This window comes from Parabacteroides sp. AF14-59 (assembly GCF_003479515.1).
In the GTDB taxonomy this organism is placed as follows: Bacteria; Bacteroidota; Bacteroidia; order Bacteroidales; family Tannerellaceae; genus Parabacteroides; species Parabacteroides faecis.
Genome location: NZ_QUHH01000023.1, coordinates 353 through 22,690 on the forward strand (window position 1 = coordinate 353; position 22,338 = coordinate 22,690).

General features: G+C 38.2%; 20 protein-coding genes. 3 read left to right on the forward strand and 17 right to left on the reverse strand.

All coding sequences use genetic code 11. From position 1 onward, the window contains the following. The 14 genes from DWW23_RS26810 to DWW23_RS20270 all read right to left on the reverse strand — a co-directional run. On the reverse strand, positions 1–533 hold a 533-nt coding region (locus DWW23_RS26810), incomplete at its 3' end, for a TonB-dependent siderophore receptor (RefSeq protein ID WP_233564402.1). Between the two features lie 199 nt (positions 534–732). Then, positions 733–2,241, reverse strand: coding sequence for a DoxX family protein (locus DWW23_RS20210; RefSeq protein WP_122355556.1), 1,509 nt, complete (start codon positions 2,239–2,241; stop codon positions 733–735). Positions 2,242–2,386: 145 nt separating this feature from the next. Further along, positions 2,387–4,792 carry a beta-L-arabinofuranosidase domain-containing protein gene (locus DWW23_RS20215; RefSeq protein ID WP_122355558.1) on the reverse strand — a complete coding sequence of 802 codons (2,406 nt, stop codon included), beginning with the start codon at positions 4,790–4,792 and terminating at the stop codon, positions 2,387–2,389. 58 nt (positions 4,793–4,850) lie between these two features. Beyond that, positions 4,851–6,473, reverse strand: a complete 1,623-nt coding sequence (locus DWW23_RS20220) for a RagB/SusD family nutrient uptake outer membrane protein (RefSeq protein WP_122355560.1) — start codon at positions 6,471–6,473, stop codon at positions 4,851–4,853. 11 nt (positions 6,474–6,484) lie between these two features. Next, positions 6,485–9,697, reverse strand: coding sequence for a TonB-dependent receptor (locus tag DWW23_RS20225; protein ID WP_122355562.1), 3,213 nt, complete (start codon positions 9,695–9,697; stop codon positions 6,485–6,487). Between the two features lie 210 nt (positions 9,698–9,907). Beyond that, on the reverse strand, positions 9,908–10,891 hold the full coding sequence (locus DWW23_RS20230) for a FecR family protein (protein WP_122355564.1): 984 nt from the start codon (positions 10,889–10,891) through the stop codon (positions 9,908–9,910). A 77-nt stretch (positions 10,892–10,968) separates the two neighbouring features. After that, positions 10,969–11,520: an RNA polymerase sigma-70 factor gene (locus DWW23_RS20235; RefSeq protein WP_122355566.1), complete on the reverse strand. Its 552-nt coding sequence runs from the start codon at positions 11,518–11,520 to the stop codon at positions 10,969–10,971. Positions 11,521–11,664: 144 nt separating this feature from the next. Continuing rightward, entirely contained in the window at positions 11,665–12,309 is a 645-nt protein-coding gene (locus tag DWW23_RS20240; RefSeq protein ID WP_147382634.1) for a hypothetical protein, read from the reverse strand. 92 nt (positions 12,310–12,401) lie between these two features. Beyond that, a complete protein-coding gene (locus tag DWW23_RS20245; protein ID WP_122355570.1) occupies positions 12,402–13,091 on the reverse strand; it encodes a porin family protein in 690 nt (229 codons plus the stop codon). A gap of 104 nt (positions 13,092–13,195) precedes the next feature. Then, a complete protein-coding gene (locus DWW23_RS20250; RefSeq protein WP_122355572.1) occupies positions 13,196–14,149 on the reverse strand; it encodes an outer membrane beta-barrel protein in 954 nt (317 codons plus the stop codon). A gap of 308 nt (positions 14,150–14,457) precedes the next feature. Beyond that, on the reverse strand, positions 14,458–15,174 hold the full coding sequence (locus DWW23_RS20255) for a hypothetical protein (protein WP_122355574.1): 717 nt from the start codon (positions 15,172–15,174) through the stop codon (positions 14,458–14,460). 56 nt (positions 15,175–15,230) lie between these two features. Next, positions 15,231–15,599 (reverse strand): hypothetical protein, encoded by a 369-nt coding sequence (locus tag DWW23_RS20260; protein ID WP_147382635.1) that lies wholly within the window; start codon positions 15,597–15,599, stop codon positions 15,231–15,233. Positions 15,600–15,728: 129 nt separating this feature from the next. Further along, positions 15,729–16,838 (reverse strand): 6-bladed beta-propeller, encoded by a 1,110-nt coding sequence (locus tag DWW23_RS20265; protein WP_122355578.1) that lies wholly within the window; start codon positions 16,836–16,838, stop codon positions 15,729–15,731. A 12-nt stretch (positions 16,839–16,850) separates the two neighbouring features. Further along, complete coding sequence (locus DWW23_RS20270) at positions 16,851–17,441, reverse strand: HU family DNA-binding protein (RefSeq protein WP_122355580.1); 591 nt, start codon at positions 17,439–17,441, stop codon at positions 16,851–16,853. A gap of 405 nt (positions 17,442–17,846) precedes the next feature. Between DWW23_RS20270 and DWW23_RS20275 the strand changes: the two genes are divergently transcribed. From DWW23_RS20275 to DWW23_RS20285, 3 genes are read left to right on the forward strand one after another with little or no spacing between them, the layout of a single operon-like run. Continuing rightward, entirely contained in the window at positions 17,847–18,389 is a 543-nt protein-coding gene (locus DWW23_RS20275; protein ID WP_122355582.1) for a DUF5063 domain-containing protein, read from the forward strand. Then, positions 18,386–18,970 carry a 3'-5' exonuclease gene (locus DWW23_RS20280; RefSeq protein ID WP_122355584.1) on the forward strand — a complete coding sequence of 195 codons (585 nt, stop codon included), beginning with the start codon at positions 18,386–18,388 and terminating at the stop codon, positions 18,968–18,970. Before DWW23_RS20275 ends, DWW23_RS20280 begins: the two co-directional genes overlap by 4 nt. Before the next feature lie 6 nt (positions 18,971–18,976). Further along, positions 18,977–20,161, forward strand: a complete 1,185-nt coding sequence (locus DWW23_RS20285) for a class I SAM-dependent rRNA methyltransferase (RefSeq protein WP_122355586.1) — start codon at positions 18,977–18,979, stop codon at positions 20,159–20,161. Positions 20,162–20,253: 92 nt separating this feature from the next. Here the strand turns inward: DWW23_RS20285 and DWW23_RS20290 are convergent, their stop codons facing one another. The 3 genes from DWW23_RS20290 to DWW23_RS20300 all read right to left on the reverse strand — a co-directional run bounded on the left by DWW23_RS20290 (position 20,254) and on the right by DWW23_RS20300 (position 22,336). Beyond that, entirely contained in the window at positions 20,254–21,588 is a 1,335-nt protein-coding gene (locus tag DWW23_RS20290) for an NADP-specific glutamate dehydrogenase (RefSeq protein WP_122355588.1), read from the reverse strand. A gap of 162 nt (positions 21,589–21,750) precedes the next feature. Then, complete coding sequence (locus DWW23_RS20295) at positions 21,751–21,933, reverse strand: hypothetical protein (protein WP_122355590.1); 183 nt, start codon at positions 21,931–21,933, stop codon at positions 21,751–21,753. Between the two features lie 13 nt (positions 21,934–21,946). Next, positions 21,947–22,336 carry a DUF2007 domain-containing protein gene (locus DWW23_RS20300; protein ID WP_122355705.1) on the reverse strand — a complete coding sequence of 130 codons (390 nt, stop codon included), beginning with the start codon at positions 22,334–22,336 and terminating at the stop codon, positions 21,947–21,949. Positions 22,337–22,338: the final 2 nt, after the last annotated feature.

Sequence of the window (22,338 nt, forward strand, 5' to 3'; positions counted from 1 at the left end):
TGCGTACGGCGGCCTTGCTGTTTATGCTGCCGGGTTATAATGTTGACCACGCCCCCCATCGCATTCGATCCATACAACAACGAACCCGGCCCGCGGATCACCTCCACCCTTTCAATATCAGAAGCCACATAAGTATCCGGCAGGGAATGTCCGAAAACGCCTGCCCACTGCGGCTGGCCGTCAAACAGCATTAGTACCTTACTCCCTTGCCCTACCCCGCGGATGTTCACGGTTCCCGCCGATCCGGTAGAAACTCCGAAGCCAGTCACACCCTTCTCGGTCACAAACAACCCGGGAACCCGCTCCGATAGAACCGGCAGTAAAGCCGATTCGCTACTTGCTTCTATCTGATCCCGGTCTATCACCGAGACAGTCAGCGGGACACTGTTACGGTTCACCTGTATCTTATTCGCAGATACGACAACACCCTGCAGATTAATCAGACTATCTATTTCCATTGGTTCGACAGGTTCGGTTGCATAAGCTGTCGCTCCTGCCAACAATCCTGAAATAAGTAAAAATTTTTTATTCATAATCTATTCTTGTATAATATCAATTATGGTAACACTAAATAATAAAAACGTGTTACTGTTCGGGTAAAAAAAATATCACAGTTCGTTTATCTGAAAATATCGTTATCATGATAGGGGCTCCCCATCACGATAACGATATATTGAATATCAATAATCCTATTCATCTCTTGGTTTGCTCAGATATACTATCGGATTAACCTTAAGAATACCACTCCCGTTTCCTATTCTTAAGTTTTTTGAGAGTATCAATACAAACATTCACGTCATTAACCACCTGAAAATCAAACATTCCTACACAAATAAAATCTGCTCCATTTTCAAAAGCCCAATTGAAGCCGTCTTGTGGAGATATTGCTCCTGCAGCAAGTACCTTAAAACCCATTACCGGTATCTTCGTTCGATTAACAAATTCTACTGTACGATCAGGGAACGGGCAGAAACAATTGTCGTGGAACATATCGTGTTCTAAATATCGTGTACCGTCTACTTCAAAAGGTCGTCTGTTTTCACGGGGATGAGCCGACCAGTAGTTATCATGATGCATTGTCTTCATATAATAATCAGGGATGATACCGTTTTCTTCACAAAGAATAAATGAATCAATTGTATGAGCAGCTAGCCCCGCAGTATACCCTTCACCTTTTATTCGTTCCATCATACCTGCTATAACATCCAATTTATTATCTCTTACCAGCCAATCGCACCAGTTACCTTGCAACTGAATAATATCCATTCCATTATCGATAGCTCGTGTAACATTATCATAAATATCTTTATTTTTTTCATCAATGCCCACTTGTGCTATCACCTTTATTTTGCTACCAGTCAGTTTTTTATACTTTACCATCATCGGTATAGTAGGATAACCGATATTGATGCAATTGATTCCTGCTTGTTCGCAAAGCATAAGCGTTTCCATTATTTTCTTTTCCGAGTTATATGCTTTGAAAAGACTTTCGGCATAAAGTAAGTCTCTGGCATGTGCCCAACCTCCTATCAGATTTCCCCCCATAATCAAACGACTAAGTTCAAAACCTCCCAGTTTACCTTTCGGAAGTTCTCCTTTCAGTTCACTTAATTCTACCCGGTTAACCTGAATCGTAGCTCCTGTTGAGCCATCCATTTTGTATTTCTGATTATTCCACCAAGCTGTACTACCAAGAACACCCAAGATAGGGAGCGATACAAGATTCTTGATAGCTTCCCTTCGGTTATTAACAAGTTGGTTTGTAGGCTTGTCTACTATTTTTTCTGTGGCTTTACATTCTTTGAAATAGCAGATTAATTCATCAATACCATATCCTTTTTCTTTATAGAAAAAAATGAAAGTAAGCATTCCCGCCTCTATAAATATCTTATTGACGATAAATACACTGTCATCTTGTGCCGCTAAAAGTGACATGCCAAACGGAGGATAAGCAAAATAGTATAGAGTAAGTAGAATAATACCACCTAGTGAAGCCCATCGGATACATAACCCGATAAATAATGCTAACCCTATAAATATTAACCCATAAATATTAAGTAGGTCGACAACTTGCATTCTAATAGGTGATGCAGCAAGCCACTGATAAAAACTGGAAGTAAAACCAAATGTATTGCTGAGAAAACTTTCGGCAGACCAGTTTTCGGCAATTAATTTAGTGAATCCTTCATAAAGAAAATGCCAGCCGATAGTCATTCGGAGGATAGTAATAATTACTTTCATGATCGTTTTTTATTGTAATTGAATAATAATGAAGAAGTTTTTATGCGTAGCATTTGATACTAATACAATTTTTTTGATCTACTAAAGAGCTAGGAAACAAGATATTTACAGTCATTAAACACCTTGTTTCCTAACAATTCCGAGACTATAGTTTGTTATCATCAAGGATTAATCGCAAATCATAAATAATTGCCGTAGATTTTTTACGTTTTGCATGGAATTTTACAGTAATGTCAGTCTTTCCTTTTGTAAGACTTTCGGGTATAGGAATAATCGTTGTTTTAGATGGTGAAGACGAAATTTGGATTATCTGGTTATAGTCTAAAGTTGTTACCTGCTTTCCGTCTATTAAAACATCAAAAATTTGATCTTCCGAGTCATTTTTATCAAGAACCAGATTAAGCGCTAGTTTTTTATCCGGTATGGATTTTAAATTATACATAAAGTAACCTCCATTTGCAGCCCGTCTGGAAGATGATCTTAAATTATTATCAACCCATGAGTTTATCGCTTCAATTTTATGTATTTTTTCAGAATCGTCATTTCCTATATTTACCCAGTCGATTGTTTTTTCTTCTAATGATTTTTTACTTTGTTGCAGTTTAGTTATATCCGAAGCATTTCCACGAGGAAAATAAACAATATAACGACTAAAATGGATTTTATAGAATGGTATTAACATATAATCGTATGGTATTCCTACATTTTCTGTTTTAAATGTTAAAGGACTCTTGGATATCAGACGTGTGTTTTTTAGGATTTCCGAAGAGGAACCGGCTAACCACGAAATATCTTCTAGCGGTATACGTTGTTCAACCGACGTTCTGTATCCCCAGTTATCCGGCTTGTCCCAAAAATCTTTCTTTTCAACACCATTTATCCCTAACTCTGCAGCTAAAATAACCGGCCCATAGGAAAAAGATACAAATTTATTAGATGATGTTAATGGATTAACATTTAACTGCATAGGTAGTTGTATTACAATTTTATCGTTGTTTTTCCAAAGACGTTTGAGTTCTACAAATTCAGATGGAGAGGAAGATAACTTTTGTTTTTCTCCATTTATAGTAATACTCATTTCTCCTTTTTTCACCCAATAAGGATGGCGGATTTTTAAAGAAAAATCTTTTTCATTCTTTAATTGTATCTCTAAAGTTGTTTGCTCTTCTTCCGGTATTTTTGTCAATTGTCGAATCGTAACACCCTTTTCTTTCCATTGAACTTCAGAAGGGATAAAAAGATTCACGAAAAGGGATGTCTGATCATGTGTATAAATCATTTTCTGAAATTTAGCTGGACTTTCAAGTCCAGTTCCTGTACAACACCAGAAAGAATTGTAAGGCGTACTATGAGTTTTGAATCCTCCGGGTTGAAGTTTTATCATGTAGGCAATCATACCTGTTTCCGGTTCATAAGCTCCTAAAAGATGATTTATCAAAACACGTTCGTAGTAATCTATCATTTCAGGTTTTGGAAAATCCTGATATATAGCTTCAGTCAGGCGAAGCATATTTACAGAATTACATGCTTCAGGACCACCGTTGCGCAGTACTCTTTCATCATATTCCGATTTAGGAAAAAAATGCTCTCCAGTACTATTCCCTCCCATAGCCCATGTATGGTCGGACACGACAGTTTTCCAGAAAAATTGTGCAGCATCTGTGTATTTTTTGTCATTAGTGAAACGGAACACATTTTCAAAACCGGTAAATTTCTGTATTTGACAATTAGCATGCCAGCCACCAAGAATATCTTTACTTTTTGATGCCGGTTCCAACATTCTTTGGTCATTCAATCGTTCCGCCCATGTAAGATGCTTTTTATTGCCACTAAGCTCATAAGTACAAATAAAAGATTCACTTAGCGAACCATGCTCACATATAAGCAATCTTTGTACTTCTTCATCTGTCAACTTTTCCAAAACAGCTTCTCCAAACCAATCGGCCATTTTTGTCAATATCTGTTTTGCTAAGGGTAACTGACATTTGGTGTATACACCATATAACCCAAGCATTATTTTATTCATGATATAGGTTGGTTCTCCTTTATCATCAATCTTTCCATTGTCAACATTATATGTTCCTTCAATAACGTTTTCGAAAACTTGACGTCCGTTTATAACAGCCGAAAGATAGCCATCACCAAAAGTTTCCTGACAAGTATTAAGCTCTTCAAGGATGTAACTGAGACGGTTAAGGATTTGTGAATCTCCGGTTGTTTCATACATCATAGACATTGACGAAAGGTAAAACCCGAGTATATGACCCGGAATGATAAAACCCTCATTTGATTCCCACCCAGGATAAGGTTGAGCTTTCGGTGTAAGCCCCGCTTCGCGACGGAACCATGAACATAACCGATCCGGCTCTAATGTCAAAAGATATTTATGTGTCATATCTTGGATATATTTGAAATCGCTATCCAATAATTGAACATCAGAAAGTGGAAAGTATTGCATTTGGGGCGAATGAAGTGGTTTCACTTCAAACTGAGACGACAGATTCTGTATAAGTAACAACCAACAGGCTATTAGAATAATTATTTTTTTCATGCGTATATGTTTTTAGAAGCTGTTAATCATCCAATTAACAGCCTCTTGATTTATTGATTTATTTGGTATAATTCGGATTTTGAGAAAGCATTGGATTTGAAATCAATACTTTTTCCGGAATGGGAAATACCGTACGATAATCGCCTTGTGGTTTATGTGAAAGCCAACTTTTTTTAGTAAATACACCAAATCGGATCGCATCTCGTCTGCGCAGGGTTTCCCAGACAAATTCCCATCCTAACTCATCATACATTCTTCCATATGGTACAATATCTTGGTTCCCAGGATCAGAAACAATGTAATTATCCACATAACCATAATTATATGAACTATTTTCTTTCAGTTGATCATCAGTTACAATAGCCTTTGAAGGATTATCTTTAAAAGCTCTTTTTCTTACGGCAGTTACTAATTCACCTGCACCCGATTTGTTTGTCCGGAGCAAACATTCTGCTTTCATCATTAATATTTGTGCATAACGGAATAAAGGCATATCCGTATTAGAGTTATCTGTTGTACCAGGCTCTACCTCATATTTGTTCATTCTATATCCTTGCATTTCGGTAACATAACTTGCATTGGGGATATCTTTATTTATGATCAAAGGTTCTCCTGGGTATTCATATATTCCATAAAGCATATTACCTTCAGAGTCGTATTGTTGTCCGTGCAACCATGTATCATCCAATCTGGAATCTCCTTCCTGATAGGTGTCGATAAATTGTGTGATAGCCATAGATGTCCCACTACCCCAAGGAGTTGCTGCCAAATCAAATTTTTTTCGTAGTTCGCTTTGCCATGAAACCATGTGAAAGATATTACCTGCTCCTAAAACTTTGTCGAAAGGAATCGTAAATAAAACCTCTTTTGATGATTCCACCCCTTGAGCTCTAAACGCATCTTTATAATTGGATGACAGTTCGAATATTCCACTATTAATAATTTCGTCACATTGTGCAATACACTCTTCCCAATGAGCGTCTCCGGTGTATATTTCAGCATTCAAATAAACATTTGCTAACAATGCTATCCCTGCCCACTTGTTCATACGGCCATACATTTCACCACTATGTACGTCGTTGAGTTGAGGTATAGATATTTTTAACTCATTCACAATGAAATCAAATATTTCTTTCCGGGATGTTTTTTCTGGTAATACCTGTTCCATTGTTGTCACCAATGGGGCATCTCCAAAATTATCACAAACCATCCAGTAATAATAAGCTCTCATTGCTCTGAGTTCTGCCAAGCCTTGTTCTTTGAGAGTAGAAGAAGGAGCCGGTATTTTTCCGTTTTCAATTTGTTCGATAACTTTATTACACAATAAGATGCCTTCATAAAAACACCCCCACATACCTTCAATACATTTATGTTCAGAATTCCACAGGTGATAATGCATAACCCTGTAAATACCACCATCATCCCATCCGGTTGCTGTAGGAGGCATAACAATTTCATCTGTAGTACTTTCTTGAGTGGTCCAGAATCCCCAGTGTTGAGGAAATGCCCTTAACGGAGGATAAATAGAGAGCAAAGTCGGAACGAAGTCTTCTTCCGAAAAATTATAATTTTGTTCGGTAACAGACGAATATACCACTTCATCCAAACTATTGTCACAGCTGATAACCGACAGGCTAATTGCCGACATCATGAACCATTTGATAATATTATATTTTTTCATATTATTCAGATTTAAAATTTAAGTGAAACGCCAAGTGTAAATGTACGGGCGGCCGGATATCGTGCCCTATCGTCCTGTCCTGGTGCCAATCCGCTAATATTTACTTCCGGATCGATACCATTATATCCCGTAATGACTGCCAAGTTAGAGATGGAACCATAAATACGAAGATTTTCCATCCATTCGGTTTTCGGATAGAATGTATAACCGAAAGTAAGATTGTCTATTTTCCAATAATTTCCATTCTCTATATAATAGCTCACATAATCCAATGATTGATCCGTTGCTAAAGGTCTTTTTCCATATACATTGTCGAATGCTTTTTCCATTACATTCCATCCAGACTGAAGAACTACAGGCAATCCGAAAAACATTTCTGGAGAGTTTATTATTTGAAATCCGAATGCCCCTCGCATCGTTATTGCGAGATCCCAATTTTTATATGTAAAAGCATTGTTCCAGTTTACATAATGCTTAGGCAATCCGTTGCCTATTACTTGTTTGTCGGAAGCTACTGCCAATGCTATCGGTTTTGGATTTCCGTCTTCTCCCTCGATTACCCAATGCCCGTCATCATCAATATCAATTGTTTTATATCCATAGAAATTGCCGATAGGTTTTCCTTCTTCCAGACGATGGGTTGAGTGCATTATAGGATTGCCGGCCTGTCCCGCATCAGCATAACTAGTCGAGATAAACATATCATTAGAAAGCGATAACAATTTATTCTTATTCGTTGAGTAATTCGCATTAGTTGTCCATTGGAAATCTTTTGTTCTGACAGGTGTTGCCTGTATACTCAATTCAAATCCTCGGTTTCTGATAGATCCACCGTTTCCGTCCATGTTAGCATATAGATAAGGAGGAGAAGGCACATCGTAATTCCACAAAAGATCTTTTGTGTCTCTATTATAGAAATCGATGCTACCAGTTATTTGCTCATCAAAAAATCCAAAATCAAGACCGATATTGATTTCTTCCTTTTTTTCCCATCTCAGGTCGGGATTAGGATTCGAACTCGGTCTGATAGATTGTATCCATTTACCGTCACAATATGCATAAGTACCGAAATTCAGAGTATTGAGAGACATATAAGAACGGCCTGGCTCAGTTCCTGTAATACCAAATCCACCTCTGATTTTTAGCGTACTTAACGGTTGTATATCTTGCATAAAAGCCTCTTCTTTTATATTCCATGCAAGGGAGAAAGCAGGAAACGTTCCCCATTTATGATTAGCTCCGAATTTTGAGGACCCTTCATGACGTACACTGACAGATGCCAGATATCTTCCGTCAAAACTATAGTTTACACGTCCGAAATAACTAATCAATTTATTTTGACCTTGATATGAAGAAATATTGGCACGTCCATCTCTCAATCCTTGTCCGTCACCTATTGAGTTATATGAATAATCATCTGATGGAAAATCAAAATTCTGCATCCAGTAATTTTGATCGTTATATTCTATCCAACTATATCCCCCCAACAAGGTTATATTATGTTTATCCTTGAATCTCTTTTGATATTGAGCAGTCAGTTCGTACAAACGTTCTTCAACCTTACTTGCTCCTCTTGAAGCATACCCTGTTCGGCCGTTCCGGATGGAGAAGGTATTCTGGGCTGTTTCATAGTAGCCACGTGTCTGATTTGTAGTGCTGTTTGACCCCAAGAGTTTGATATCCAGACCTGCTATGGGTGAGAATATTACATTTGCAAACATTTTAAGATTTGTATTTGTATTTTCTCCTTCCATTTCCCACAGTAAGTTGGCTGGGTTGAAATATTCCATATTAGCCTTTTCCGTCCATACGCCATTTTCGTCTTTTACAGGTTCTGTAGGATTGTATTTCAAAGCAGATTCATATATTCCGCCTCTGTATCCACCTCCATCAGATCCATCGAAATGCTTTTGTTTGTAACCACTTACACTGGCATTGAGCTTTAATTTATTGTTAAACATTCGATGGGTTATTTCTATACGCGGGTATATAATATGATTATCAAAACGTTTAATAATTCCTTCCAATTTACGATAATCAAAACTTGCCACATAGTTAGTAGTCTTTGATCCCCCCCGAAGGCTGATATTATACACTTGCGAAAGCGGAGTATGGGTTATTTCGTCCAACCAGTCCGTATTAGCTCCATAATCTGTAGCTCCGGGAACTCCTTCTTTCGCTTTTTCACGATATTGTTCCGCTGTCAGCATATCGAGCTTACGTGAAATCTTTTGGGTGGACAGATACGCGTTAACATCTATAGTGGTAGGCATCTCCCCATTCGCATTTTTTGTTGTAATAAGGATTACACCATTTGTTCCGCGTGTTCCGTAAATTGCTGCGGCTGAACCATCTTTCAATACATCTATTTGTTCAATATCATCCGGTGAAACAGACGTTAGATTACCAGGTATACCATCGATAAGTATTAACGGACTAGAACTAGATGTCAAGGTTGTAATACCACGCAAGGATAATTGAGAAGTAGACAAAGGGTTCGCATCTGGTTGAACCACAGCTAAACCTGCTACTCGTCCACGTATTAGTTGTGCAGCATCCGGAGAAGGTACGTGGGTAAAATCCTTTGATTTTATGCTTGAAATTGCACTGGCTACATCCCCTTTACGTTGTACTCCATAACCAACGACTACTACTTCATTTAATGATTCTGTATGTTCCTTTAATATTATTTTAATTTGAGATTGATTATCAACTCTTATCTCCTGAGTAATATACCCGATAAAAGAAATTGTCAAAACAGCATTTGAAGGAACTTTCAGTGTAAACTTTCCCTCTAAATCTGTAACAACACCATTCGTCGTCCCCTTTTCCATAACATTGGCACCAATAACCGGCTCACCTTCTTGGTCTTTTACGACTCCGGAAATGATGCGACCTGCCTGCTGATCTCTTTCAGATTTTGTCAAGGGTGACAAGATGATGTAGTTATCAGAGAGTTCGTATTTCATATTCTTTCCTTTCAAAGCATCATCCAATAATTCATAAACTTTCGCTTTTTTTCTATTCAACGAAATGTCAAAGTTGGATTTAATTTCACTCGTACTATAAAGAATCAGATAATCAGTCTGCTGCTCGATTTCTTTAAAAAGTTCTTCTATTGATAAGTTTTCAGACTGAAGTTTTACAACTTTATTCTGTGCCTCACCATTGAAAGCAAACAATTGTAAAACGAAAATAAACATACATAAAAAGGTTATCTTCATAATCCTAAATGCTTTTTTGATTAATTTAGGGCATAACTTATGCGCTAACAAAGGATTTATTTTCATATCTTTGTTTTGTTAAGTAAATACTATTTTTTTGATCACAAATGGGTTTGCTTTTCGCTAAATCGGTAGATACGCCAATATCTGCCGATTTTTTTTAATCTGTCATGGACTCATACATATTACATTTAAAGGTTAATACTCATTTTACTTACTCAGAACAATCTGGTTTAACTCGTCATCTTTTTTAATATTAAATTTATGTATTCGCTGGATCAATCGAAGTATCTCCAGCACACCATCCTTTTGACGGAATTTTCCAACATATTCATAATTTAATATTTCCGGGTCATTCACTATTATTCTTACATCATAATATAACTCGAGCTTCTTGATGATACTTCCCAACTTTTGCCTTTTGAAAGTATAAATACCTTCACGCCATAACAAATCATCTGGATCCATCGTAGAAAATTCCAACCGTTTTCCTTTTTGTACCAGATACTGTTCCGGAGAAAGTACAATTCCTTCCGACTCTAAAAATGGGAAATAAGCCTTCACTGACCCTTGTTGGAGATAAACACTGGTATAGTCACTTCCCGGATAGCAAAAGACATTGAACTGAGTACCTAAAGCCTTTATATCTATTGTTCCGGTAGAAACGATAAAAGGTACTTCCTTATTTTTAGCAACATCGAAAAAACCTTCTCCTGATAAAAACACCTTCCGTTCTTGCTTAAAAAAAGAAGGATAAGATAATTTAGAACCGGCATTCAACCACACTTTCGTACCATCAGGCAACGTCAATTCTGCACGTTGCCCGGCCGGAACAACCAGTTCTTGTTGAAAAGCAATCAATTCTTTCTGTTCTGTCTGATTTCCTGAAAAATAGTAAGAGGCCAACATCCATGCTGAAACGAAAGCTATTACAATAATCGCAGCATACCGGCTGAAAGATATCAGCATTACTTTTCTTTTTTGAGCATTAATCTGCTTTCTGAAACAGGTATAATTTATCCGGCCCAGTTCCTTGTCCATCCGTTCGGGAGTCAATTCCAGCAAGCTATGCAAATGTTGATAATCTATTATCCGGGATTTCAGCACAGGATCTTTGTAAGCTTCTTTTAGAAGTTGATCCTGTTCTTCTTTTGATAAATTTCTCTGACAATATTTTATTATTCTTCCATCCATCGTGTACATTTCTTTATATAGTAAACGAACGGAAAAAATAATCCCCCTAAATAAAATCAAACTTTTTTCTATTTATCTCAATTTTCCCAGGAAGATAAAAGGAACAGGAGTAACGGTAAGTGTTTTTTCAATTCTTCCCTTAACTTTTTATAGGCTATAGTCATCTGTGTTTCAATAGTTTTGACAGATACATTCAGTTCTTCTGCTATCTCTTTCTGTTTTCTCCCTTCCAGCTTGCTTAATATAAATATTTCGCGGCATCGTTCGGGAAGTGCGTTAAGTGCTTTTTCTATTATATCCTTTATATTATCCTCCGAAAGTCCATCCACATCGAACGCTTCCAAAGAATCGAACTTCATACGGAAGGACAGATCAAAATCCTCCTGCATTTTCGTGGCTGCTTCCTGTTCCAGTAATTTACGCCGCAGATAGTCTATACATCTGTTCTTTACAGAGGTAAACAAATAGGCTATTACGTTTATATGGAAATCCAAAGTATCTCTCTTTTGATAGAAATCAAGAAAAACATCCTGTGTAATGTTTTCCGCTTCCTCATCAGAAAGGACATAGTCGCGTGCAAAATGTTTGACACGTGAATACCATGTTATATAAAAGTTCTCGAAGTCCATCAATCTTAATATCTCACAACAACTTCCTTATTTTAAACAAAATTAAACAAAAACATCGGATATGCAATATACCTCCTATTCTTTAACAAAGAAATAATGAAACTCTACATAAGCGAACCTGACATCGAATAACGATTTTCTCATTCATCTCATAATAAACGGATATCCTATAGATAAGTCATACATCCAATCCGGATAGCCACAATTCGGAAAACGAATCATTTTTACTCCCTTCACATCTACAAAGGCCAAAAACGTATAATTCAGAGAAGAATCATACAAATGCAGTACATTTCCGTGTTTTTCCCATTTCCCTTCTGAAAGTAAGCAAAGAGGACTCTCACTGAAAAAAAGAATTCTATAATGAAAATCAAGCTCTAAAAACAACGAAATAGTTCCATTTTTATAGACACCCAATTGCAAAGGCACAGGATCTGTTTGTTTATTCTTCAATAAATCCAGTTCCCTCCTTTGTCTTTTCACGGCTTCTTCCTCAAAATCAATCATATTCTCATCCGAATCATAAGTATATTCATCCTTGAAAAAACACTCATTTTTCATAAAACAAAAGCCTTTCTTCACCAATAAATTGGAATACTTCACTTCTTTCAATACAAGCTCAGCTCCACTTGAGATATCCTCTAAATAATAAAACTTTCCTCTTTTGTAAAAAGTGCCATAAGACGGAAACATTCCAAAAACAATATCATCCGACTCCCAAATACTAATATCAATATAATAGCGATTCTCCTGTAACAAATATAAGCTACAAGAAATTGGTATCGGCATGTTATTCCATTTCGATTTCGCATCCCGCCATGTGTTGTCATTCCCAAATGAGTACGATTGAGGATATGTCATATTATCCGAACTTAACACAATTAAAAATTATATCCTACCGAGACTAACATCAATAGATTTTTAGGAGCATAGTCTTTTAGTTCAGTCATATTCTCCAACTCGGAAAGTCCGCTAACTCCATCATGTACTTTGACCAGTCCCAACTGTCCTTCCAATCCAACTACAATTCTCCGGTACTCATAGGCAATTCCCAGTCCAACTCCGGCATCAAAGCGTTTGCATCCCATATTCCCATCGGTCATATTACCAAAGGTATTGAGTTTATATTCTTTATGAACGTTATGAAATCCTGTAGTACCCGGAATCGGTAACCATACATCGATCGATGTTTTGCCTCCTACTCCATAAGCCATATAAGGTCCTCCCGAAATAACCAGGTTAGATGTTTTCGTAAGATGCAGCCGGGCTGACAACATAACAGGCAATTCAAGATAAAGCATATTCACCGTAGCCTTTCCCAAATCTTTTCCATCTTCTTTAGATCCCTTTGAAACAAAATTCAAAGAAGGTTGTAACGCCCAGGTTTTATTAAAACCATATTCCATTCCAACGCCCACCTTATAAGCGAATTTAGCATTTTCCTCCGTGTTCTTACCCCACATGCTCGCAATTCCTGCGCCAGCCTTTACCCGGAAAGAGACTGGAGATTGAGCATATGCTTTAGCACTCAGAAAAATAAAAACAATACATATTCTTAAAACATATTTCATATTCTGTCCAAACTAATCATTGCAACTCATTCTTTACATAATTCTTTATCAACCGGCGTGAATGTACATCCGGTTATCCCGCTATTATTGTTTTTCGTAATCTATCAGAAATGAAAACGTATTCCAGCATCCAGATGCAAACGAAATATTCCCGAATGTTCTCCATCCTTATAGTCTATGTTATCCTGTTTAGGAAGAGAACTGCCAATATACCCTAAATTCGCTCCGATTCCTATATGATCGGACAAATAATATTCTGCTCCGATCAGGAAGTTATACCCAAATCCCGATAGCGATTCACTAACTCCTTTCGCCGATTCACGATATTTAAAATAACCGATGCCGAACTTTTCTTCTATTCCCCAACGACCCACTTTTTGTTTCATCACGAACTGAGGAGCAATATAAGCAAGCCCTACATTCACATCCACATGGGAATAACTGTAAGATGACTTATATCCCGAATACATCAGACCAGCGCCAAAACCACTCCTTGACACCCAATCATAACCGACTTGCCAATCCATCCCTTTCTTGGGATGACCCGACGCTCCGTTGGGAAGATAAAATTTATTCGTCATAAAGGCATAACCGATATTGACATAGATCGTACTATGATAAAACGAACTTTTAGAAACACCTGCATTATTATCACGACCAGAAGTCGTAACTACCGGAGCAATTTCAGTTTCCAGATTGGTCGCATCACCTATCCACAACATATTGCCTGCTATTTGGTGGCAACTGCTTCCTAAAAGAGAAGGCTCCCGATGATCGGTCAGGGCTAACGCATTTCCTCCGTTTTTGGAGGTTGTCTGTTTTGCCAGTGCAACAACCTGGTCATAATTACATTTGGTTGAAGCTCCACTATCCACCACCTTTACAGTTCCTATCAACTCTGCCGATTCCGGCACGGTTTGTCCCACTCCATATAAATGAACCTCCTCTGCCGCAGCACGAGGAGAGTAACTTCTTTCGATATGGGTTATTACTTTCGGAGCGCAACTACCTAAACAGATAGGTAGAAGTAAAATCAATAATAAGTTTGCTATTTTCATTTTTTTCGTTTTTATATTTCTATCTTACACACTCTTATACAAAGAATTACCACATAGTAAAAGGATACATTTGATCTTTTTGAGGAAAAAGATAGATCCCGTTTATTATATTATTGTTTGGATAAGGAATTTTTATTCCTACAAATTTATTTTTTTATATTTATTCCCTTCTTCCACAAAGGAGTACATCCACTCCTCGTTCAGTTCATTTGGAAAATCAATCGCAATCAACTTTTTATCCACGCTTGTCAACATTGTAAACGAATAATTAAGATATCATGTTGTATTATTCTGGTATATATTAACACTCATCGCATAATAAATGCATACAATCCATTTTTAACTAAATAATATCGATCACTCTCATTTATCTCATTTGGAAAATAAACTGAAATCAATGATCCAGAATCAATTAGGAGTAAAAAATAATAGTCCAAACATGAGTCATATAACTGCAATTTATTACCATCTTTCATCCATTTACCTTCTGATAACAAAAAAACTTTTCTTTCTATCAAATAATAGATTCTAAAATTAAAATTTATATTTATATCTAAATAAACATATCCATTATCATACACTCCTAATTGTAAAGGGATACGATCTGAGTTTATTAAACTTAAATAGTCCTCTACTTTCTTCTTTCTTTTTTCTGATTCACCGTTTATATCCAATATAGATTTATGTGTAAAAGAGTCTGATTCATCTACATAAATAAAATATTTCCCATGCATTAATTTAAAACCTTTTTTTACAAATAGATCAATATTGTTTCTTTTTTCCAGAATTAAAGTCGAATTACTTCCTATATCAGTCAAAAAAATACTACTCCCCTTCACAGACATTGATCCGAAAGACAGAAATAAAATCAACCTATCATCACCTGGTCCAATAATAAAATAAATACAATACTCCCTATTATTTATCATTTCTAAATAACATGAAATATTTTTTTCAAAAAAAGAATTTTTCAGCTCATATATTTGAACTAAAGTTTTCTTTAAGTTATAAAAGGATTTTAGCATAGTTACAAATTTAATAAAGCCACATTGATTTTATAGTATTTCCTAAATTATAATTACTAGGATAAGCACCTGAATACCCTAAGCTCTTTTAAAGTATCACCTTTTCCCGCATACTTGTCAGCTTCCAGAAAATACCTCATCGCATTCTCTCCATCACCACACTCTTTGTAATAACAACCACAATAATACGATGCCAAAGCCAGGTTGGGGTTATCCTTCTTTTCCAAATAATAATCACGTACAGAAAGAATAACCGAATCAGATGTTATATCCTGATAAGATTTATATTCCGCCTGAATTTTCAGTAAAATATAACGGTTATACTCTTTCTCACTCAATTTTTCAGGATAAGCAATTGAATTCAATACCAATAAAGCACTATCAGGATCAGTATTCAAAAGAGATTCTGATTCGGATAATATCATTTCATTCCTTCCATTTGCGCAAGAAATACACAAAAGGATCTGAATGAATAAAATAGATAATACATATATCCTCGTCCCTATATTATCCATATTTTACTTTTAGCACAATTATCCTATTCCACTTTCCATTCATCGATCTCTTAAATCACCAACATATAAAATCGGATTATCATCAAACTCACCGCCCAGTTCCTCTGCAGGAAATGCCAATACGATCTTACGCGGATTAAACGAAGAGATAAGAGGGAAAAGATCCGTCAACTTATCCTTTACATATTTCTTATCAATCGGCGTGAATGTACATCCGGTTATTTCGCTTACTTCTTTTAAATGATGATCATAAAGGTAATATCTATATTCATCCGGAATCATTTCAAGGAGTTGCCCCTCCTCATCAGTCGCCTTCAACACATATTCAACTCTTGACAGCACACAGTTATCTCCGGAAGAGAACAGGGAATTAAAAAACACCTGATTTTCCCGGATATCTTTAGTATTGACATCGTCCGCATGCCTATTGCCTTTTGAAAATACAAGCATGGGCAGATGTGTTGTTACATTGTAAACTGTATCTTCATATAATCCCTGATAGAATATATCGTCATTCAAAAAGAACATATTGATCGGTGACTGAACAAAGGGGCCATCGGGTTCCTCTATCCTTAAAGAAGCCGGATCAAGGATATTGCCTTTCAAATCCTGTGTATAACACGACTGACTTCTATTTCCTACATACGGGAAACAGGTTATAACATCATGATGGAACACAAATGATTTTAACATTTTCCCGATAGCAATCGGGATGGTTCCAATGCCCCCATCTTTTAATGAGATAGAATGTATATTCTCTGTATCAAATATATCCAGATAATATAGCATCTGATTTTCTTCATCAATCGTACAGTCTGATAAATAGTTAAGTTCACCCGGTCCGTTGCCGCCCTGAGCAATATTCTTTATGAACTTACCGTCATAATCAAACATCATGATCCTATTGGGCGAATAAACAATGATATACTCTTTACATGGATAGAAATGAGCAGACTTATCCACTAAACAAAACGAATCTGTCTCCAGAACCACTTTTTTCCATGAACCGACATAATCATCCAGATCTACACTCTTTTGCGGAAAATTTCCGGAAGAGAAATCGACCGTATATATAGTTCCTTTTTCCTTATTACAGGATAGCAGTGACATCAATGCAATTATACTATAAACAAAAATATGGTTTTTCATAATTCAGTCCTTTCATTCGTTATTCGCCAGCAAATACATCACCTTATTCCGATAACCAACTTTTGCCAATACCCCTTCTTCCACAAACCGTTGCAGATCGAGTGTCGCCCGGTAACGGCTACAGCCAAATGCTTCTGCATAAGTACGGGGAGTGACGCTTTCCCAATCTTCCATATATTTTACCAAGTCATTTCTCCGTGTCTCCCAATCTCCCGGTTTCTTTTTTACTTTTACATATTCCAGATCGATCGCACGTAACTTCTCACGCAAAGAGGTCGAACAACGATAATTGATCCCATCTACATAAACCATATTCCTGTTTTCATTCTTTTTATTCAAAACAGTTTTCAACGATGGTGAGAAATAGCCCAGATCATCCAGTTCCACATGGCAACCGTCTTCCAATGCCAGTTCAATCACCCAGGCAAATGAGTCAAGGACACTTTTCACTTCGGCAGACGATACGGCAGAACGTTCGCTTATCAGCCTACATACTTTCTCCAAGTTATAAGTTCCCCGGCTGATTGCACGGGCATGTGTTAATCTTGCACCAGCGCGCCCGTTTGGCTTTGGCGTTGAATAAACTTTAAATTTTATTGCCATGGCATTATTTTTAGATTACATACTAATTCTATCTATATGCCATACTTTTTCGAATTAGTACGGCGAGTAATCAGTGGTTGATAACCGTCGGCCATATGGCTGATAATTATCGACCGATTGGCTCATAATCATCGACCGATCGGCTGACAATTATCAGCCGCTGATTTCATCCTTTACAAATATACAACAGAAAGGGGATAATTATTCTTCTGATCACTTGTTTTTTATCGTTTCTTACGTATTTCTCCCAAGGTTAATCAACAGCGACTATAAATGTGACAAACAGACAAATCCAAGAGACCATCTTTTTTATTAGACCTTAATTAAGAATTAATAATTCTGATTATCGCAATATATTTGTTACTTTTGCAAGTTAGAAATCTTAGGTACACCATAAGAAGTAACATGGAAAAGGAGAACAACCCTATATACGAACGTAATACGCTGGAGTTTGTAACTGTAGCGCTGGAGTTTTGTACATTTGTTGAAACAGCCGGAGAAAGAGAGCTGTTCGATTTTATGGACAAAGCTGTCAAACTATTGCCGTTACTTTATCTGAAAGCAACACTTCTACCGGAAGTAGAACCGGACGAAGATGACGAACCGGAGCTGACCGTTACGGAAGACATGTATGAATCTGTTCGTAACCGGATTGCTGAACTGCTGGGAGAGAAGGATTCCTATCTGGAAACCTTCCATCCGGATATGCAATACAGCGATACGCCTATCGCTGCATTTATCTCTGAAAACCTCGCCGATGTTTATCAGGATGTCGGGAATTTCGTTTCACTTTTCCGTCAGGGAAACGAAGAAGTCATGCTTCAGTCTATTGCCTTATGCCGTACCAATTTCCAGGAGTTCTGGGGACAGCAACTCTTAAACGCACTGAAAGCACTTCACGCTGCCCGTTACAGCGATGATGAAATTATTGAAACGAACGAGGAATGATGACACAATATACACACACAATAACAAAGGAAGAAATATCGCTTCTTGAGATAGAAGAATTTTTAGGACGGATTATCGTGATCGATACAGAAAAAGACAGTGATAAAGCCGTTAGCTATTTATCCGGATTCGAGGCCGTGGGTTTCGATACGGAAACGCGCCCCAGTTTTAAAAAAGGGACACGTTATAAAATTTCGCTGATGCAGATCTCGACGGATGAGGCCTGCTTCCTTTTCCGGCTGAACCGGATCGGCATTCCGCAGTCACTGGAAGATTTTCTGGTGAATGAAAAGATACTGAAAATAGGTCTTTCCCTGCGTGATGACTTCGGCGCCATGCGGAAACGGACGGATATCAAACCGGCAAACTTCCTGGATCTGCAGAATTACGTCGGACAGTTCGGTATCGAGGATGCCAGCCTGCAAAAGATATATGCGATCCTTTTCGATAAAAAGATATCGAAAGGACAACGCCTGAGTAACTGGGAGGCAGATATACTGACCGAACAACAGAAGAAATATGCAGCCCTCGACGCCTGGGCTTGCCTGAGAATATACAACCAATTGAATCAAGATAAATAATACAGAATGAATTATTGTAAAATCTTTCTCAAACCGAAAAAGGAAGAATCGTTACTGCGCTTCCATCCCTGGGTATTCTCCGGAGCGATCCAGAGCATTGAAGGTAACCCGGAAGAGGGCGATGTGGTAGAAGTGTACGGTGCAAACCAGCGTTTCCTGGCTATCGGCCACTATCAGATCGGTAGTATTGCCGTACGTATTTTGTCGTTCAAGCAAGCCGCGATCGATGCGGATTTCTGGACGAATCGTATCCGTATTGCTTATGATCTACGGCGTGAACTGGGACTAGCCGGTGTGGAAAACAATAATACGTATCGTCTGATTCATGGGGAAGGTGATAATCTTCCGGGACTCGTCATCGACATGTATGCCCATACTGCTGTTATGCAGGCGCATTCGGTCGGTATGCATTATGCCCGTCACAATATTGCCGAAGCTTTAAAAACGGTATTGGGAGATTCACTACAGAATATTTACTACAAATCGGAAGCAACCCTTCCTTACAAAGCGAATCTCGGAAGCGAAGACGGTTATTTGTATGGCGGAGAGGTTGAAGATATTGCCATCGAGAACGGATTGAAATTCTGCGTGGACTGGCAGAAAGGCCAAAAGACAGGATTCTTCGTCGACCAGCGTGAGAACCGTTCGTTACTGGAAAAGTATGCGAAAGGTCATTCGGTATTGAATATGTTCTGCTACACAGGCGGTTTCTCTTTCTATGCGATGCGCGGCGGTGCAGAAATCGTTCATTCGGTAGACAGTTCTGCCAAAGCGATCTCGCTGACCAATAAGAATGTGGAGTTGAATTTCCCGGGCGATCCCCGTCATAAGGCTTTTGCGGAAGATGCTTTTAAATACCTGGAAAAGATGGGAAGTAATTACGACCTGATCATTCTGGACCCTCCAGCCTTTGCCAAACATAAAAATGTACTTCGCAATGCGTTGCAGGGATATCGTAAATTAAATGCGATCGCTTTCGAAAAGATCAAACCGGGAGGTATCCTGTTCACATTCTCCTGCTCGCAAGTTGTGAGTAAAGAGAATTTCCGGTTAGCGGTATTCAGTGCCGCTGCACAATCGGGACGCAGCGTCCGCATCCTGCATCAATTGACACAACCTGCCGATCACCCGGTGAATATTTACCATCCGGAAGGAGAATATCTGAAAGGACTGGTTTTATACGTAGAATAAAAAAACTGTAAGAAATAAAATAAAAAAGGGAGCCGTTTCGACTCCCTTTTTCCATGACCAAAAATCTATATTGTAACCGGCATTTCTGTCAATTATAAGATACCTTGCGCCATCATTGCTTTTGCAACCTTCATGAAGCCGGCAACGTTTGCACCCTTCACATAGTTTACAGTTCCGTCAGCCTGTGTTCCGTATTTTACACACTGTTCGTGGATAGACTTCATGATACCTTTCAGTTTTTCGTCTACTTCTTCTCTTGTCCAGCTCAGCTTCATTGCGTTCTGAGTCATTTCCAGACCTGATACAGAAACACCACCAGCGTTAGCAGCCTTACCCGGAGCGTACAGGATCTTAGCTTCCAGGAATGCATCGATCGCTTCCGGAGTAGAAGGCATGTTAGCACCTTCAGATACAGCGAAACATCCGTTTGCCAACAATGCCTTGGCATCGTCGCCATTCAATTCGTTCTGAGTGGCACTCGGCATAGCGATATCGCATTTTTCACCCCAGGGGCGTGCACCCTGAACATATTTGCAACCATATTTTTCTGCATATTCGCGGATACGTCCACGATACAGGTTCTTCAATTCCATGATATAATCCAGTTTTTCACGGTCGATACCGTCCGGATCATAGATATAACCGTCAGAATCTGACATAGTAACCGGTTTAGCTCCCAGTTCGATCAGTTTTTCAACTGTGTACTGAGCTACGTTACCTGAACCGGAAACAGCAACCACCTTGCCTTTGATATCGATGTTACGAGTCTTCAACATTTCCAACAGGAAGTAAACATTACCGTAACCTGTTGCTTCCGGACGGATCAGCGAACCACCGAATTCAATACCTTTACCAGTGAATGTACCTGTGTTTTCGCGAGCCAGTTTTTTGTACATACCATACATATAAGCCACTTCACGTCCACCGACACCGATATCACCTGCAGGAACGTCTGTATCCGGACCAATGTGACGCCACAATTCCATTACGAATGCCTGGCAGAAACGCATGATTTCAGCATTTGATTTACCACGCGGGCTGAAGTCGGCACCACCTTTACCACCACCCATCGGCAGTGTAGTCAATGAGTTCTTGAAAGTCTGTTCGAAAGCCAGAAACTTAAGGATAGACTGATTTACCGAAGCATGGAAACGAATACCGCCTTTGTACGGGCCGATCACGTTGTTATGCTGGATACGATAACCCATGTTTGTCTGTACTTGTCCTTTATCGTCCACCCAGGTTACACGGAATGAGAAAATACGATCAGGAATACAGAGACGCTCGATCAGGTTGCTTTTTTCAAATTCAGGATGTTCGTTATAGGCTTCTTCAATTGTGCCTAAAACTTCTGCAACTGCCTGATGATACTCGGGTTCGTTAGGAAATCTTCTTTTTAAGTTGTCTAAAACTTCATTTGCCTTCATAAGAACTGTTTATTTAGAATGTTATACCAATTTGCCATTTAACGTCCTTCATTCAAGAACGTCGCAAAGGTAAGCCATTTTTTCAAACTAGCAAATATTTGAAAGAAAAAATGATAAAAAAATATCATTTAGACATTTTAAAGGGGCAATAATAACTAAATGTCACTCATTTCTACGTTTTATATTTTTATAGACAGGAACGAACACAATGATAGCTGATGCTACCAGGGCAAAAATCACATCAAATGTGATCTCTTCGCTGTAAACAAGCAGCATGTAGGCTAAAACACCCCACAAAAGGGTGAGACATACCGCCTGACTATTTGTAATCTTTCTACGGGCCATTGGTTACATTTGTTTAGTTAGATGAGATTTGTGATCCAAAAAAGATCAATAATACCAAAAGTACAGCAATAATCACGAATAAGATGACAATTTGCTTTTCCAACGTATAATTACGTAGAAAAGGGATATGACGTGCCCAACCGGCTACGACCTGTATCTGCTCTGCTTCTTCGTCTTCCTCCGGTATATCATATCCACCGGCTTTCATAATCTCCAAAGCTTCAGGCACATCACTTTCCAGGATCTCCACACGGGCACCACCGACATCCACATAGCTGGCATATAACTGACTCGTGTATTCGTTTCGCAGATAACACTCGATCCCTTCCGATTTGAGCAACGCTATCAACGTTTGTGCCTCGGCCGGGTATTGAAACCGTGCAATCTCGACCATCTTATCCATAT

What these genes read in the sequence shown, in the direction of transcription:
- DWW23_RS20295 (WP_122355590.1), bottom strand. Translation starts at nt 21,933, where the DNA reads ATGGCCCGTAGAAAGATTACAAATAGTCAGGCGGTATGTCTCACCCTT.
- DWW23_RS20215 (WP_122355558.1), bottom strand. Translation starts at nt 4,792, where the DNA reads ATGAAAAAAATAATTATTCTAATAGCCTGTTGGTTGTTACTTATACAG.
- DWW23_RS20290 (WP_122355588.1), bottom strand. Translation starts at nt 21,588, where the DNA reads ATGAAGGCAAATGAAGTTTTAGACAACTTAAAAAGAAGATTTCCTAAC.
- DWW23_RS20210 (WP_122355556.1), bottom strand. Translation starts at nt 2,241, where the DNA reads ATGAAAGTAATTATTACTATCCTCCGAATGACTATCGGCTGGCATTTT.
- DWW23_RS20285 (WP_122355586.1), top strand. Translation starts at nt 18,977, where the DNA reads ATGAATTATTGTAAAATCTTTCTCAAACCGAAAAAGGAAGAATCGTTA.
- DWW23_RS20260 (WP_147382635.1), bottom strand. Translation starts at nt 15,599, where the DNA reads ATGATATTATCCGAATCAGAATCTCTTTTGAATACTGATCCTGATAGT.
- DWW23_RS20250 (WP_122355572.1), bottom strand. Translation starts at nt 14,149, where the DNA reads ATGAAAATAGCAAACTTATTATTGATTTTACTTCTACCTATCTGTTTA.
- DWW23_RS20220 (WP_122355560.1), bottom strand. Translation starts at nt 6,473, where the DNA reads ATGAAAAAATATAATATTATCAAATGGTTCATGATGTCGGCAATTAGC.
- DWW23_RS20245 (WP_122355570.1), bottom strand. Translation starts at nt 13,091, where the DNA reads ATGAAATATGTTTTAAGAATATGTATTGTTTTTATTTTTCTGAGTGCT.
- DWW23_RS20270 (WP_122355580.1), bottom strand. Translation starts at nt 17,441, where the DNA reads ATGGCAATAAAATTTAAAGTTTATTCAACGCCAAAGCCAAACGGGCGC.
- DWW23_RS20240 (WP_147382634.1), bottom strand. Translation starts at nt 12,309, where the DNA reads ATGCCGATACCAATTTCTTGTAGCTTATATTTGTTACAGGAGAATCGC.
- DWW23_RS20235 (WP_122355566.1), bottom strand. Translation starts at nt 11,520, where the DNA reads ATGGACTTCGAGAACTTTTATATAACATGGTATTCACGTGTCAAACAT.
- DWW23_RS20255 (WP_122355574.1), bottom strand. Translation starts at nt 15,174, where the DNA reads ATGCTAAAATCCTTTTATAACTTAAAGAAAACTTTAGTTCAAATATAT.
- DWW23_RS20225 (WP_122355562.1), bottom strand. Translation starts at nt 9,697, where the DNA reads ATGAAGATAACCTTTTTATGTATGTTTATTTTCGTTTTACAATTGTTT.
- DWW23_RS20265 (WP_122355578.1), bottom strand. Translation starts at nt 16,838, where the DNA reads ATGAAAAACCATATTTTTGTTTATAGTATAATTGCATTGATGTCACTG.
- DWW23_RS20280 (WP_122355584.1), top strand. Translation starts at nt 18,386, where the DNA reads ATGATGACACAATATACACACACAATAACAAAGGAAGAAATATCGCTT.
- DWW23_RS20230 (WP_122355564.1), bottom strand. Translation starts at nt 10,891, where the DNA reads ATGGATGGAAGAATAATAAAATATTGTCAGAGAAATTTATCAAAAGAA.
- DWW23_RS20300 (WP_122355705.1), bottom strand. Translation starts at nt 22,336, where the DNA reads ATGGATAAGATGGTCGAGATTGCACGGTTTCAATACCCGGCCGAGGCA.
- DWW23_RS20275 (WP_122355582.1), top strand. Translation starts at nt 17,847, where the DNA reads ATGGAAAAGGAGAACAACCCTATATACGAACGTAATACGCTGGAGTTT.